The sequence below is a fragment of the Cytobacillus sp. FSL R5-0569 genome (assembly GCF_038007265.1).
In the GTDB taxonomy this organism is placed as follows: domain Bacteria; phylum Bacillota; class Bacilli; order Bacillales; family Cytobacillaceae; genus Cytobacillus; species Cytobacillus kochii.
On the sequence record NZ_JBBOWW010000001.1, the window covers coordinates 3,637,764 to 3,652,632 of the forward strand.

General features: G+C 36.2%; 14 protein-coding genes, 1 riboswitch and 1 other annotated feature (1 of these 16 running past the window's edge). Of the genes, 6 read left to right on the forward strand and 8 right to left on the reverse strand.

The genetic code is table 11. From position 1 onward, the window contains the following. Positions 1–110 (reverse strand) — a binding site (T-box leader) (it extends 121 nt beyond the left edge of the window). A 185-nt stretch (positions 111–295) separates the two neighbouring features. Next, positions 296–649: a hypothetical protein gene (locus MKX78_RS18325; protein ID WP_191809793.1), complete on the forward strand. Its 354-nt coding sequence runs from the start codon at positions 296–298 to the stop codon at positions 647–649. Positions 650–697: 48 nt separating this feature from the next. On the opposite strand, the gene MKX78_RS18330 is transcribed toward MKX78_RS18325, so the two are convergent. From MKX78_RS18330 to MKX78_RS18340, 3 genes are all read right to left on the reverse strand, one after another. Beyond that, positions 698–1,882, reverse strand: coding sequence for an MDR family MFS transporter (locus tag MKX78_RS18330; RefSeq protein WP_095372174.1), 1,185 nt, complete (start codon positions 1,880–1,882; stop codon positions 698–700). Between the two features lie 287 nt (positions 1,883–2,169). Then, positions 2,170–2,334, reverse strand: coding sequence for a glycogen biosynthesis protein GlgD (locus MKX78_RS18335; RefSeq protein ID WP_095372173.1), 165 nt, complete (start codon positions 2,332–2,334; stop codon positions 2,170–2,172). Between the two features lie 14 nt (positions 2,335–2,348). Further along, positions 2,349–2,612, reverse strand: a complete 264-nt coding sequence (locus MKX78_RS18340) for a YtzC family protein (RefSeq protein WP_095372172.1) — start codon at positions 2,610–2,612, stop codon at positions 2,349–2,351. A 175-nt stretch (positions 2,613–2,787) separates the two neighbouring features. Here MKX78_RS18340 and MKX78_RS18345 point away from each other — a divergent pair, with 175 nt between their 5' ends. Both MKX78_RS18345 and MKX78_RS18350 read left to right on the forward strand, forming a co-directional pair. After that, a complete protein-coding gene (locus MKX78_RS18345; protein ID WP_095372171.1) occupies positions 2,788–3,756 on the forward strand; it encodes a TIGR01212 family radical SAM protein in 969 nt (322 codons plus the stop codon). Then, positions 3,753–4,325: a class I SAM-dependent methyltransferase gene (locus MKX78_RS18350; RefSeq protein ID WP_095372170.1), complete on the forward strand. Its 573-nt coding sequence runs from the start codon at positions 3,753–3,755 to the stop codon at positions 4,323–4,325. Before MKX78_RS18345 ends, MKX78_RS18350 begins: the two co-directional genes overlap by 4 nt. A 332-nt stretch (positions 4,326–4,657) precedes the next feature. Here MKX78_RS18350 and MKX78_RS18355 read toward each other — a convergent pair whose 3' ends face one another. Continuing rightward, positions 4,658–5,743, reverse strand: a complete 1,086-nt coding sequence (locus tag MKX78_RS18355; RefSeq protein WP_341051831.1) for a tetraprenyl-beta-curcumene synthase family protein — start codon at positions 5,741–5,743, stop codon at positions 4,658–4,660. Positions 5,744–5,767: 24 nt separating this feature from the next. Beyond that, positions 5,768–6,571, reverse strand: coding sequence for an alpha/beta hydrolase (locus MKX78_RS18360; RefSeq protein ID WP_095372168.1), 804 nt, complete (start codon positions 6,569–6,571; stop codon positions 5,768–5,770). Positions 6,572–6,752: 181 nt separating this feature from the next. Between MKX78_RS18360 and MKX78_RS18365 the strand changes: the two genes are divergently transcribed. Beyond that, complete coding sequence (locus MKX78_RS18365) at positions 6,753–7,274, forward strand: gamma carbonic anhydrase (protein WP_307316660.1); 522 nt, start codon at positions 6,753–6,755, stop codon at positions 7,272–7,274. 64 nt (positions 7,275–7,338) lie between these two features. Further along, the gene (locus MKX78_RS18370; RefSeq protein ID WP_233435206.1) at positions 7,339–8,157 is read left to right on the forward strand and encodes a C39 family peptidase; all 819 of its coding nucleotides are present in this window, start codon (positions 7,339–7,341) and stop codon (positions 8,155–8,157) included. Positions 8,158–8,251: 94 nt separating this feature from the next. Here the strand turns inward: MKX78_RS18370 and asnB are convergent, their stop codons facing one another. Together asnB and metK are read right to left on the reverse strand one after the other, a co-directional pair. Then, a complete protein-coding gene (gene asnB, locus MKX78_RS18375; protein ID WP_341051835.1) occupies positions 8,252–10,144 on the reverse strand; it encodes an asparagine synthase (glutamine-hydrolyzing) in 1,893 nt (630 codons plus the stop codon). 462 nt (positions 10,145–10,606) lie between these two features. Continuing rightward, positions 10,607–11,806 carry a methionine adenosyltransferase gene (metK, locus tag MKX78_RS18380; RefSeq protein ID WP_095372165.1) on the reverse strand — a complete coding sequence of 400 codons (1,200 nt, stop codon included), beginning with the start codon at positions 11,804–11,806 and terminating at the stop codon, positions 10,607–10,609. A 300-nt stretch (positions 11,807–12,106) separates the two neighbouring features. Further along, positions 12,107–12,232: riboswitch (SAM riboswitch) on the reverse strand. 387 nt (positions 12,233–12,619) lie between these two features. On the opposite strand from metK, the gene pckA reads away from it, so the two are divergent. Beyond that, positions 12,620–14,203 carry a phosphoenolpyruvate carboxykinase (ATP) gene (pckA, locus tag MKX78_RS18385; RefSeq protein WP_095372164.1) on the forward strand — a complete coding sequence of 528 codons (1,584 nt, stop codon included), beginning with the start codon at positions 12,620–12,622 and terminating at the stop codon, positions 14,201–14,203. A 382-nt stretch (positions 14,204–14,585) separates the two neighbouring features. Here pckA and MKX78_RS18390 read toward each other — a convergent pair whose 3' ends face one another. Further along, positions 14,586–14,828, reverse strand: a complete 243-nt coding sequence (locus tag MKX78_RS18390; RefSeq protein WP_095372163.1) for a DUF2584 domain-containing protein — start codon at positions 14,826–14,828, stop codon at positions 14,586–14,588. Positions 14,829–14,869 lie beyond the last annotated feature (41 nt).

A 14,869-nucleotide genomic window follows, 5' to 3' on the forward strand; every position in this document is an offset into this window, starting at 1 on the left:
ACTTGCTGCTCAGTAGGTGAGTTCATGAAAGGAGCTGACTAGCTTACACCAACCGCTAGCTCTCTAATATCAGGCTTCCTAGCATTACTATTCCTCATCATTGCAGTTATAAAATATTCATATTGACATTGTAATCAATTTCAATGGTTGATGCAAGTAGGCTTTCACAAGTTACTATAGATAAGTATAAGCTATTCAAGAAAAATGAAAACGTGTCAATTTTTTAATCCATGTATTACTCTTCCTTATTTTGCCCATAACTATAGTAAAAAATAAGGAAAGGTGATTTCATATTATGAAAGGTATCGCTTTTATTAATGAAAAGTGGATTATGAATGATTATAAAACGCTAGATGAAAGCCTTGAAGTTCAGAAGCAATCCATCCAGACGTTCATTGAAAATAACCAAATGAAAACCATTAAATTAAATCCTTATCAATTACATGATTACTACACCATTCCACATGCCTTATATTATGATTTAAAACAAACCAAACCGAAGTTAGATTGCCTGATACTCTACTCCGAAAAAGTCATTGAAAGTTTTATCGAGGCCTATCCCGCTCGTTGGTTGATCTTGAAAAGTTTCTTTCATAAAGTCATTTTTCTAGATGAAGTTCAATCACATCATTACCAGGATATTATCTGAATGGTTAAGTAGAGAGCCCCTGGATTTTTTATCTATGGGGCTCGCTTTTTATGAAGGTATAGCTGGCAAAACTTTTTTCTTTTTAAGCTTCTTATCATAAACAACTGTTGTATATACGGAGATGAGCAGTAATGCCATTAATATACCGAAAAGCATCTTCACACCGTATACATCCACGAGTACGCCCCCAAGTAATGGCCCAATCATTCTTCCTCCTGTAGAGACACTGTTAACAATCCCTTGATAGAACCCTTCTTTACCTTTAGGTGCTAAGTCATTAGCAATTGTAGGTACCGCTGGCCATACGAGCATTTCCCCAATGGTTAAAATAATCATTGCTGTGACAAAGCCGGAAAAGGCAACTGCATTTCCTACAACAGCAAAAGAAATAGCAAAAATAAAAATACCAATAATAATTTGTACTTTTAATGATTTTATTCTTTTAACTAGAAGACTAATTAATGGTTGCGCAAGTACAATCATGGCGCCATTTATTGTCCATAGCATACTGTATTGTTTTAAAGAAATCCCAATTTGTTGAGTATATGCTGAGATAGTCGATTGCCATTGCACATAGCCAATACAACATAATAGATAACCGATTAATAAAACGAATAAAGCGTTTAATTTAGGATTACCGCGAAATTTTTGTGCTGTTTTTATTTCATTTGGTTGACTAACAGACTTTACTTCCATTTTTCGATAGCTAGTAATAGCTATCAAGAAAAACAGGATATACATTAGACAATTAGCGATAAAGATATAATTGAAAGAAAATGAAGCTATATACCCTGCCATTGCTGCACCTAATGCTACACCTAGATTTGTCGCTACATACATCGCATTAAACGCTTTTCTGCCGCCCTCTTTCCATACACTTCCTGCCAATGCATACATAGAAGGAAACACGATCCCTGAGCCAAAACCTAAAATCGTCAATAATACAATGTATTCCGGCCATCCATGTTTAAAGACCATAATAATGAGTGAAGATAACGAAATGACTATGCCTAATAAGATCGAACGATAGCCACCTAATTTATCAAACAGCACACCACCAACTAGATTGCCTATGACTGTTGCTGCTGAATTGATCATTAAAACAATGCCGGCAATCGATAAAGACTTTCCTAATTCTTCATGCATATAAATGGTGTTTAAAGGCCATAAAAAAGAGGAACCTGTTACATTAACAGCCATTCCAATTACTAATAACCACAAAGCTCGAGGCATCATCCATACCCCTTTCAAATTCTATTCATTTCATTCCATTTCGAATTCCAAAATAAATTCTATTCGTTTTTTATGATGGATTCAATACTAATTTTGTGACAGATTTAGACATCTATCTAATCTATACATATAAATGAATAATTACTCTTGAATCTAAGCATAAACGGAAGGAATGGATGAATTTATGTATGAAATATACAGAAATATTTTTAAATTTATCATAACCATACACAAGCAAACTCCACGAGAATTGCTTGTGTACAGATCATTTACTAAATACATATTATTTATTCTGGATGAAATTTAGATTTAACGGGTTGCCCACCTGTTTCCTCATATTTCTTTTTAGATCGTGGGATCACATTGGCACTACCGAATTCTACCTCTTGGTTATTGATACCATTTCTTGTTTTTTGCTCTGGATTGTTTTGTTTTGACTTTTTTCTAACCAATTGTTATTCACCTCTTAATGGGGAGTAATGATCATTTGATTTTGTAACTGCTGTAGCTGTAATCTCATTCGATGAAGTTCTTCCCTCTGCGCATCTGTAGCACTATGAGACATCGTCATCAAATCATTGTAGGCTTGTTCGATATGAGCAAGCGCTTTAGCATAGTCTTGATCGTTATAATGTTCTTGCATTTGCCCATCTTTAAACTGCATGTTAGCAAATTCAATGACTTCTTCACATTGTTGCATTAATTGTTGTACGGAATCACGGGTTGCCATAAAAGCCTTCCCCCTCTTTTTTAATGAAATGTACGAAGCAAATACGCCTCAATGATAGTATTTACCGAGTGTTCGATTTCTACTAATTGAAATGTTATCAATGTGTAATTGAGTTGATGATTTCTTTCATGATAATATTGAATTTGTCACAGTGGTGACTTTAGGAGGGCTGACTTTGGATTTACTGACTCAATTTCCATATACAAATGATCAAAAACGTTATCATACATGGAACTTTCATTTAAAAAAACATTTCGGGCACAAGGTCTTTAAAGTTGCTTTGGATGGAGGCTTCGATTGTCCTAATCGGGATGGTACTGTCGCTCATGGTGGCTGTACATTTTGCAGCGCAGCAGGATCAGGTGATTTTGCCGGTAATCGTGCAGAACCATTAGACGTACAATTTATTAAAATCAAGGATAGTATGCATAAGAAATGGAAAAACGGAAAATACATCGCCTATTTTCAGGCATTCACAAATACCCATGCACCTGTTGAAGTACTAAAAGAAAAGTATGAATTTGTTTTAAAACAAGAAGGGGTTGTTGGCTTATCTATTGCCACAAGGCCTGATTGTTTACCAGATGATGTCATAGATTATTTAGCTGACCTTAATAAAAGAACATACTTATGGGTTGAATTAGGCCTACAAACCGTTCATGAAAAAACAGCCCAATTAATTAATCGTGCACATGATTATGATTGCTATAAAGAAGGAGTAAAGAAACTTCGTCAACATGATATACGTGTCTGTTCTCATATCATTAATGGTTTACCTGAAGAGTCACCTGAAATGATGATGGAAACAGCACAAGAGGTTGCAAAATTAGATGTACAAGGAATTAAAATACACTTATTACATCTATTAAAAGGAACACCGATGGTTAAGCAATATGAAAAGGGAATGGTTTCATTCCTTAGCCGAGATGAATACATTCAGTTAGTTTGTGACCAATTAGAGATTTTACCTAAAGAGATGATTGTTCATCGCATCACTGGCGATGGTCCCATCGACCTTATGATTGGTCCTATGTGGAGTGTGAATAAATGGGATGTGCTAAATGGCATTGATCATGAACTGAAGCAAAGAGATAGCTGGCAAGGTAAATATTATCAACCATTTACCGAGGAGGTGAGCTCTTGAAGCTAGAACGTATTCTACCATTTGCGAGAGAACTACTACAGAAAGCAATTGCACCAGGAGACGTCGTGGTTGATGCTACACTTGGAAATGGACATGACACATTATTTTTAGCTCAGCTCGTTGGCGAACATGGCAGAGTATATGGATTCGATATCCAAGATGAAGCCATACAGTCTACCCAAATAAAACTTGATGAACATGAACTTTCTAATCGTACTGTTCTATTCAATCGTGGTCATGAGCATGTGACTGCTTGCATTCCACCAATCCATTTCGGCCGTATCACTGGCGCTGTTTTTAATCTCGGGTACTTACCTGGTGGAGACAAAACGATTGTCACAAGACCGAGAACAACCATTTCCGCGATTGAACAGTTAATTGATATGATGGCACCTGAAGGCATCATTATTTTGGTGATTTATCACGGCCATCCAGAAGGTGCTGTTGAGCGTGACTATATTTTGCGTTACTTGAAAACCATTGATCAAAATACTGCTCATATTTTGCAATATCAATTCATTAACCAAGCTAACCGTCCACCTTTTATTGTTGCGATTGAGAAAAGGTAAGTTAAGACAAAGAAACACTCCCGAACAGACAAGAACAAATTTGTTCTTGTTTTTTTTATTCTCGTTTACTTTTGTTTGAATCGAATCTGAGTTATCCTAGTCTACTTGTAGCCTTTTCTTAATGGTTGAATCGATGCATTGCTTACGAATCAGAGTTTGCCGAGTTAGAGTATCCTGTTCCTGCTTTTCTTTTGTTTTCTGGATTGATTCCGATTTATTGAGCTAGAAGCCCCTTACTAATGTTCCACGATGATGACAAGTTTTATGGGCTGGAGAACTTTATTCTGCAAATTTTATCGTTAGACATGATTTTAAGCTATTAACCGTGCGATTCATGAACGCACAACCCCCTGCCTACTTTTTAATGCGCGATAGGCACGACCATTAATATAAAAAAAGAGGCTTGAGAATCCACCAGATTTAATCATCTTTCTTGCTAGTTTTTTCATTTGTTGTCCTCTCCCGACTTTTTCATCCGATAAGTATAACCCTAATAATCCTCGATTAATTAAAAGGTGAAATCGTTTATGAGGAAGCTTGTCCGTATGCTCATCTGCACACTTTACAAAATAACGTATGCGCTCAAATAATTCTTTTTCATCTTCATAATAAAAGCAAAAGTTTAAATCTCCTGCTTCCTTATCTTCCTCTTGATCAATGTAATAGTCTAATAAAATGTGCAGACCTTGTAAATATGGAAAATACCCATTACGTATAATCTCCCCGTAACTTTCCTTATAGTCCCTTCTCGTTGCATAAGCAACTAAGCAAAAAATACCGAGTGTAGAACCCGAACAAGCAGAAAATTCATACCAGCTCATAGGTGGGATGATATCTTGATGTTCTTTATGCCAACTTTGCAGGCGAGAAACTCTTTCCTCAATTGCCACATGTTTATGTATTTGCAAATCACAATAATAACGACAAAGCTCTGTCAAATAAGTTTTAATCAATGAATAATTTTCCATAGAAGCTAAAACTTTACGGCAAGTCATCACTAATGCTAACAGATAGCCACCATCCTCCTGGTCATCCCGATAACGATAATAATTCACCTTAGGTAACTGCTCATCGATTAACAATGAGTGACGCATCGCTTCATGTATTGCCGTAAAATCTTTAGGGTCCATCGATGTACTTCTATCACATAAATTATCTAAGTAATCACTAATGGTTTGATAGGCAACAATAAACGTTATGACTTGACGATAGTCATCAACGGCCAAAAGTGACATGATGGCCCCACCCTCACAATGAAAGGTTTTATTTTTTATGCTAGAAAGTGCTTGTGACTTTAATTCATCATTGGGGATTGATTCCGCCAATTTGCGCCATTTGTTTAACTCCTCATTCACAGCAGGCATCACTTTTTTATATGCATTTGTCATTAAGCTGATCGGCATTGTTGGAACATTCATTACATGGACTCCCTTTACTCTTTACTATACAATATACCCGATAGACCGCAAACTACTCATTACAAAATCCTTTGCGTAATCAAATACATCTTCCCTCTCCGGCTCATTAAAGATTTCATGATAGCATTTTGGCCATTCTTTAAAACGTTTCTCAGTAAACGGAGCTTTATTGAACCATTGTTTAACAGGAACTTTATTAACGATTTTGTCATCCCCACCTTGCATAACCAGTAAAGGAACATCTTGCACCTTTTTTATATCTTCAAATGCCAAATTGATTGTTTGGTGTAGTTCACGAAACCATCGTACAGACACTTTAGTAATATACAGTGTGTCATTTACATCCATTTCTCTTACATCAGCATTCCTTGTTGCCATATCAATAGTTAACCCCGAATTGACTCTCAATGTAGGAGCAATTTTATTTAAAGGATACGACGCAAGCTCGAGTAGCTTTGGTGGATTTTTCATAAGCCCTAAACATGGAGATGAAAGAATGACGCCCGCAAGCTTTAATCTTTCTTCTTGTAACAAGCGTATTGTTATTAAACCACCCATACTATGACCTAAAAGAAAAACAGGTAAATCAAAGGTGTAAGCAGCTTGTATCCAATCCTTTACTTCAATAAGATACTCTTGAAAAGAATCAATATGCCCTCTTCGTGATCTAGTCGTCATTCCTTGACCCGGAAGGTCACCCATAACAACGTGAAATCCTGATACTCTCCACATTTCTATTAACCAACCATACCTGCCGTGATGTTCCATTGCCCCATGAACCATCACAATCACACCTTTTGCCTCACCCTCAGCTTCCCATTTCCACATCGTCTGATCCTCCTAAAAACAATTCTGTTTCGTTCAAGTTTGTTACCCTTTATTATATCCTACCTTTTGAAAATCTTCACGATTTCTCATGATTTCTCCATGATATAATATTAAAAAAGAACAGAATGGCTAGAAAACAGTCATTCTAAATTGACTAAGGTAAAAAGGAGCTATGATAACAATGATTTATCCTTTTCATGACAAACAACCCAAAATTGCTGATGATGTATTTATTGCTGATTATACAACTATTACGGGTGATGTAGAAATTGGCGAAGAATCAAGCGTTTGGTTCAATACAGTCATCCGCGGTGATGTTGCACCCACTTATATTGGAAAAAGAGTGAATATACAAGACAATTCAGTTCTTCACCAAAGCCCTAATAACCCACTCATCCTGGAAGATGAAGTAACAATTGGACACCAAGTTATCTTACATAGTTGTAAAATAAGAAAAAAAGCATTAATTGGCATGGGTTCTATCGTCTTAGATGGAGCAGAAATTGGTGAAGGTTCATTTATCGGAGCAGGTAGTCTTGTTCCTCAAGGTAAAATCATCCCTCCAAACACTTTAGCATTTGGTCGTCCAGCAAAAGTAGTGCGTGAATTAAATGACGATGATAAAAAGGATATGGAACGGATTATACGAGAATATGCTGAGAAAGGGCAGTATTACAAAGCACTAAAAAAAGAAAGGCAATAACTTCTGATAAATTCTGCTCAATCGCCGATAATAAGTGGAAGACATTTTTTAGGTGGTGTAATTGTTGAAATTTATTATTGGAATGGCATTAATTTTGTTAGTTTATTTATTTATTAAACTGCTAAAAAATGGTGCTAAACAACTGCTTATCCTTCTTCTTATTTTAATCTTCCTTCTTCCTTCTCCGAAAGCAACAACGGAACACGCTGATGCTGCCCTTTTCCGAGAGAACAAATGGGCGGAAGGAACAAACAATGAAGAATTTATCGTAAAAATAAAACAACAAGTATTATTAGACATTCCGGTCATATCACAATTTCCAGAACTCCCTCGCGGATGTGAGGTTACAAGCCTTGCGATGTTACTCAACCACGCAGGCGTAACTGTGGATAAAATGACTTTAGCTAAAGAAATTAGGAAAAACCCTGCAACCTTTGAAAAAAAAGATGGCAAGATTTATTATGGTCACCCCAATGACGGTTTTATTGGCGATATGTACTCTTTTAACAATCGAGGTCTCGGTGTTTACCATACGCCTATTAAAGAGCTGGCAGAAAACTATTTACCAGAGAAGATTCATGATTTTACTGGTGATGACTTTTCATCAATCAAAACACATCTCTCTAATGAGAAGCCTGTCTGGGTGATCATTAATACGAAATACAATGAACTGCCTGATGCTTATTTTCAGACATGGCACACACCAAGCGGCGTAATTGACATTACGTATAAAGAACATTCCGTTTTAGTGACTGGATACGATGAACAATATATATACTTTAATGACCCCTTCTCTAATATAAAAAATAAGAAAGCACCTATCAAAGAGTTCCAGGCCGGTTGGGAACAAATGGGCAGGCAGGCAATTACTTATTTAAATTAGTAAAGTACAGTTAAGACATTTAGAATTTTTTTACTTTAACAACAAGAAAACCCGAACTCAGTTCGGGTTTTCATTCTTTTTCACAGTTGTTGACTTAAAGGTGTGCTGTTGTTGCTGAAATAAATTGCTTTTCAAAATCATATTTCTTTTCAATAAACACATCATGCCACACAATAAACATAAGTACCGTCCAGATTTTCCTACTATAATCTGCTTTTCCTTGTGCATGCATTTCAAGTAAGTTTACTACATACTCTTTATTAATTAAATAATCTGTATGACTTTCTTTAATTAACGTTTTCGCCCAATCATACATCTCATCTTTTAACCAATGACGGATAGGGACCGGGAAGCCTAACTTTTTACGATTCAACACATGTTCTGGCACAATACCTTCCGCTGCCTTACGAAGGATATATTTCGTTGTTTGATGAGACGTTTTTAAATGAGTTGGGATGGTTGAAGCCACATTAAAGACCTCTTTATCAAGGAATGGTACCCTCAATTCTAATGAATGTGCCATCGTCATTTTATCTGCTTTTAAAAGAATATCTCCGCGCATCCAAGTATGAATATCAATATACTGCATTTGATTAACCGCATCATAGGCTGCACTTTCAGCATATAATGGACGGGTAATATCTTTAAAATCATTCTTCTCATTATAAACCTGCAATAATTCTCTTTTTTCATGTTCTAAGAACATTTTCGCATTGCCAATGTAGCGTTCTTCCATTGGCGTCGTTCCTCGTTCAATAAAGCTCTTACCCCTCATCCCCTCTGGCATGATTCGAGAAAGGGTACGCAATAACGTTCTTCCTGCCGAAGGCATTTTACTAAAAATTTCCAAATCCTGTGGTTCACGATATATATTATATCCACCAAACAATTCATCAGCACCTTCGCCTGATAATACCACCGTTACATGTTTTCTTGCTTCCCTTGCGACAAAGTAAAGTGGAACGCAAGCAGGGTCCGCTAATGGATCATCCGTGTGCCACATAATTTTTGGAACTTCTTGCATATATTCTTCTGGAGAGATGATATAGCTTATATTTTCAACACCTAGTTTTTCAGCTGTTTCTTTAGCCACATCCACTTCACTAAAACCATCTCTTTCAAAACCTACTGAAAACGTTTTAATATTAGGGTGAAACTGTTTTGCTATTGATGCAATAATAGAAGAATCAATCCCGCCGGATAAAAACGAACCTACGGGTACATCACTGCGCATATGCATTTTAACTGAGTCAGTTAAAACATCTTGAATCTCTTTAATAAACTGAGATTCTTCTTTTTGTACAGGTTGGAAATGTGCTTTCCAATAACGCTGGATATGCATAGATCCACCGATTTTCTTCTTGAAATAATGACCTGGCTCAAGTTTCTTTATACCCACCGACATTGTCATCGGTTCAGGTACAAATTGATAAGTCATATAATACTGCAAAGCATCATAATTAATGACATCGTTTTTTAATGCCAACAGGATACTTTTCTTTTCAGAGGCAAAATAAGTGGTTTCACCATCTTCAAAATAATAGAATGGTTTGATTCCAAAAGGATCTCTCGCTCCAAAAACTTCTTGCTTTTCTTTATCCCAAATAACGAAGGAAAACATACCTCTCAGCTTTTCTGCCGCCTTCTCCTTGTAATAACTGTACAAAGCAATAATCACTTCAGTATCCGAATTAGTTTCAAAAGTTAGTCCTTTATTGATTAATTCCTCACGTAGTTCAACATAGTTATAAACTTCTCCATTAAAAATAATCCAGTATTTACCATTGTCATAAGTCAGTGGTTGATGACCACTTTCAATGTCTATAATACTTAATCGACGGAAGCCAAATTGGATATGGTCTGCACGATAATATCCTGAATCATCTGGTCCACGATGAGTAATAATGTTATTCATATTCTCAAATTGCTTATCTGCTTCTTGTACTTTTTGTGCTTGATCATGTATACAACCAATAAAACCACACATTATGTACGTCACCTACTTTTTATTTCATCTAGTTTGTATTTTTTCCCATACCTTGTATAGACGATAAGTTATTTTAAAAAGTTTCACCTTTCGAAAAAAAAATGGAATGATTTATGCTAGGCAGTATGTTCATGTTTACTTCTTCATATACTTAAGGATGTTTATTCTTTACCCTCAATTTAAGACGAAAAGATGACAATTATTTTAATTTTATATGAAATCGTTTCCTTAAGCGTATTTGTCCATTATTAGGGGGCTTAAAATATTATATTTATTTGCTACTGTAATATCTAAAAAAACGACTTTTACTCTTCTATCTTTGGCTATTCCACTTCTTGATGTACGAGCTAATCGCTTTGGCTCAATTGTACGTTTATTAAAATTTAACGATAGCCCCTTTTCCACATAAAAAAACTGTAGAAAACTCATTAAAGGAGTTTTCTACAGCCATAATTTTCTAATTTATTTTAAAGCTTCCTTACGCAATTCTTCCGCTTTATCTGTGCGCTCCCAAGGTAAATCAATATCTGTACGACCAAAATGTCCATAAGCAGCTGTTTGCTTGTAAATCGGACGGCGTAAATCAAGCATTTTGATAATGCCAGCAGGACGGAGGTCAAAATTGTTTCTAACAACTTCAACTAAAACATCCTCAGATACTACTCCAGTTCCAAATGTATCAATACTGATGGATACCGGCTGAGCAACACCAATTGCATATGCTAATTGTACTTCCGCTTTGTCAGCTAGTCCAGCAGCAACGATATTCTTTGCTACATAGCGAGCTGCGTAAGCAGCTGAACGGTCAACTTTCGTTGCATCCTTACCAGAGAATGCACCACCACCGTGACGTGCATAACCGCCGTATGTGTCAACGATAATTTTTCTACCAGTTAAGCCAGCATCACCTTGAGGTCCACCAATAACGAAGCGACCTGTTGGGTTGATGAAGTATTTTGTGTTTTCATCAATTAATTCAGTAGGAACAACTGGGTTAATTACATGCTCTTTTAAATTGCGTTGAATTTGCTCTAAACTAATTTCTGGATGGTGCTGCGTAGAGATAACAATTGTATCAATACGTACAGGTTTGTTGTTTTCATCATATTCTACTGTTACTTGTGTTTTACCATCTGGGCGAAGGTAAGGTAAGATTTCCTCTTTTCTTACTTCAGCTAAACGGCGAGAAAGTTTATGAGCTAATGAAATAGGTAATGGCATAAGCTCTTTTGTTTCATTACATGCAAAGCCAAACATTAAACCTTGATCTCCAGCACCAATGGCTTCAATTTCTGCATCAGTCATCTGTCCTTCACGCGCTTCTAATGCTTGGTCTACACCCATAGCAATATCAGCTGACTGTTCATCAATAGAAGTTAATACAGCACATGTTTCAGAGTCAAAGCCATATTTTGCACGTGTATAACCAATTTCCTTAATGGTTTCACGAACGATTTTTGGAATATCTACATATGTGGATGTAGTGATTTCTCCTGCAACCAATACAAGACCTGTAGTAACAGACGTTTCCGCAGCAACCCTCGCATTTGGGTCCTGTGATAAAATAGCATCTAATATTGCATCAGATATTTGGTCACTGATCTTATCCGGATGACCTTCAGTTACTGATTCAGAAGTAAACAATCTACGTTTTGTTGACATCTGACTTCCTCCTTATTTATCGAATCAATAAGACTTTATTATAGTCTTTATTTTTGATACGGAACTCATTCCCTTATTTGAATCTTCATTATTTATGGGCCAATGTTTATCTCATACCCTTAATAACCTATGCGCTAACTTGGAATATTGAGAATAAAATGGTTGGTCTTTTTCCCATACATAAATAGTACATTCCAAAAGCCGCTCCTCGTATTCGCCAACATCATGTTAAAAAGCATGAAAAAAAACCTCTTCTCTGATTTAGTGAAAAGGTTGAAGCAAAATGATTCGCGCCTTTCACTCTTATCGTTCAAGGATAGTGAGTAATAAATCCTTGCATCAGGTTAGCACCTTTGCTCATGAAAATGTAGTTGGCAGGTTGCTGGGTTTCATAGGGCCTGTCCCTCCACCAGCTCGGGATAAGAGAGTATCCGTTCAAGGATTCATCATAACTTACACATGGAATATAGTCAAATGTTTTTCATTAACAATTCAATGTAAAAATTGTCATATCCGACTCTATAAACTTTAGTTTTGATAACGGATAATTTTAGTTAAGATCATACCGTTCTTTTTCCTTAATATATATAAAAATTACATTAAATTTGCTGATTATCCTTTTTAAATTTGCAAAAGCTATTTATAATGAATACTGCCTGTATTTGTGACAATTTCATTAATTATATAAAAATGATTTATATAGTATAGACTGAATGAATAAATGTGTTATACTATTTTTGAAGAAATAATCACAAATAGCGACTGAGATGCATATCTCTTAAATAATATTATATAAAGGAAGGTATTCATCAGATGAATTCTGTATCGATAACTGAGTTAAATGATTTACTAAAAGGCGAAAACATCCAAGTTCAATTATCTGTGCCGCAACTAGTTGAAAAAGTATTAAACAGAAACGAAGGTGTTCTTACATCTACTGGTGCAATTCGCGCGACAACAGGTAAGTATACAGGTCGTTCACCTAAAGACAAATATACTGTTGAAGAAGCAAGCTCTAAAGATAAAATTGACTGGGGAAGTGTGAACCAACCAATTTCTGAAGCAGTCTTCAATAACTTATACAACAAGGTGATTGCTTTCTTAAAAGAGAAAGAAGAAGTTTTCGTATTCAAAGGATTTGCTGGTGCGGATAAAAAACACCGTATGCCAATCCAAGTAATTAATGAATATGCTTGGCATAACCTTTTTGCACACCAATTGTTTATTCGTCCTACAGAAGAAGATTTATTAGATCACGAATCTGAATTTACAGTTATTTCAGCACCTAATTTCAAAGCAGACCCAGCAGTTGACGGTACAGCTTCAGAAACTTTTATCATCGTTTCATTCGAACGCCGTATTGTACTTATTGGTGGTACTGAGTATGCTGGTGAGATGAAAAAATCTATTTTCTCTGTTATGAACTACATGCTTCCTGAAAATGGAATTCTCCCTATGCACTGTTCAGCCAATGTTGGCCGCGAAGGTGATGTTGCTTTATTCTTTGGCCTTTCCGGAACTGGTAAAACAACATTATCAGCTGATCCCAACCGTCGTTTAATCGGTGATGATGAGCATGGCTGGTCTCCAAATGGAGTATTCAACATTGAAGGTGGCTGCTATGCGAAGTGTATCGACCTTACACGTGAAAAAGAACCACAAATTTTCGATGCCATCCGTTTTGGCGCTGTACTTGAGAATGTTGTATTAGACAAAGAAACACGCGTAGCAGATTATGCGGACAATACGCTAACGGAAAACACGCGTGCGGCTTACCAATTACAAGCAATTGACAATATTGTTGACCCGAGTATTGCAGGTCACCCGAATACTATTATCTTCTTAACAGCTGATGCTTCTGGTGTATTACCTCCAATCTCTAAATTGAATAAAGAACAAGCAATGTATCACTTCCTAAGTGGATACACTTCTAAGCTGGCTGGTACTGAGCGTGGTATTACTTCACCACAAGCGACTTTCTCCACTTGTTTTGGATCACCATTCTTACCATTACCAGCTCAACAGTATGCAGAAATGCTTGGTAAAAAAATTGACGAGCATAACGCGAAAGTATTCCTAGTAAACACTGGTTGGACTGGTGGAGAATATGGTGTAGGAAGCCGTATGAAGCTTGCTTATACACGAGCAATGGTTGAAGCTGCTCTAGAAGGCGAACTAAATTCTGTTGAGACAGTAACTGACCAAGTATTCGGTTTAGAAATTCCTCAACATGTAACTGGTGTTCCAGATGAAGTACTATTGCCTAACAAAACTTGGCCAGACCAAGATGCATATAATGTAAAAGCAAAAGAACTTGCTAATGAATTCCGTGAAAACTTCAAGAAATTCGGTAATATCTCTAGTGAAATCGCTGAAAAAGGCGGTCCTATCGCTTAATTAAAAAAACCTTCGAGCATCCGACTCGAAGGTTTTTTGTTTCAATAATTTCACTTCACTCATCACTCACTGTTTATTTTTGAGGGTCAAAATACCGGTTCAACCGGCTTCGATTTCTAATAAGTGCGATTAACTTAAGTCAATCGATTAGCTAATCTCACCAAGTTGCAATCGACTGCTTGTTTCATATAGCCACCACTCACTATCTTTCCTATGTATCCAATATTCGCCCTTTATGAGTCTACAAATTAGCTGCTAACTTAAGAAACGATGATCTTTTGTTGATGGTCACCGATTAATAAATACTTATATTCATGCAAAGTTTCAATAGACATTTGTATACAAAATAAGCCCAACACTGCAAAAGCAGTCGGGCCAATTTTTAATTTGTAGTTTTTAGCGAAATCAGTTGATAAAAGATTTTCGTACAATCATTTTCCATTTCTAACTTTTGGATGCTTCCCATTCCACTGATTTCACCGTCTCTTGTTTTCTTTACTTCAAGTGGAATATTTAGTGGGTAGAGGCGGTATCCTTCTTTTGTTAATGTAAAAAGGTTTTCATTTAGCCTCTCTTCTCTTCCTTTCGTAACGATCATTGTATTTAATTCTAAAGGCATACCCATAATTGTTTTGCTCCTTGTTCATCGAGTTTTATATTACTATT

What these genes read in the sequence shown, in the direction of transcription:
- MKX78_RS18325 (WP_191809793.1), top strand. Translation starts at nt 296, where the DNA reads ATGAAAGGTATCGCTTTTATTAATGAAAAGTGGATTATGAATGATTAT.
- MKX78_RS18330 (WP_095372174.1), bottom strand. Translation starts at nt 1,882, where the DNA reads ATGCCTCGAGCTTTGTGGTTATTAGTAATTGGAATGGCTGTTAATGTA.
- MKX78_RS18340 (WP_095372172.1), bottom strand. Translation starts at nt 2,612, where the DNA reads ATGGCAACCCGTGATTCCGTACAACAATTAATGCAACAATGTGAAGAA.
- MKX78_RS18355 (WP_341051831.1), bottom strand. Translation starts at nt 5,743, where the DNA reads ATGAATGTTCCAACAATGCCGATCAGCTTAATGACAAATGCATATAAA.
- MKX78_RS18360 (WP_095372168.1), bottom strand. Translation starts at nt 6,571, where the DNA reads ATGTGGAAATGGGAAGCTGAGGGTGAGGCAAAAGGTGTGATTGTGATG.
- MKX78_RS18365 (WP_307316660.1), top strand. Translation starts at nt 6,753, where the DNA reads ATGATTTATCCTTTTCATGACAAACAACCCAAAATTGCTGATGATGTA.
- asnB (WP_341051835.1), bottom strand. Translation starts at nt 10,144, where the DNA reads ATGTGTGGTTTTATTGGTTGTATACATGATCAAGCACAAAAAGTACAA.
- metK (WP_095372165.1), bottom strand. Translation starts at nt 11,806, where the DNA reads ATGTCAACAAAACGTAGATTGTTTACTTCTGAATCAGTAACTGAAGGT.
- pckA (WP_095372164.1), top strand. Translation starts at nt 12,620, where the DNA reads ATGAATTCTGTATCGATAACTGAGTTAAATGATTTACTAAAAGGCGAA.
- MKX78_RS18390 (WP_095372163.1), bottom strand. Translation starts at nt 14,828, where the DNA reads ATGGGTATGCCTTTAGAATTAAATACAATGATCGTTACGAAAGGAAGA.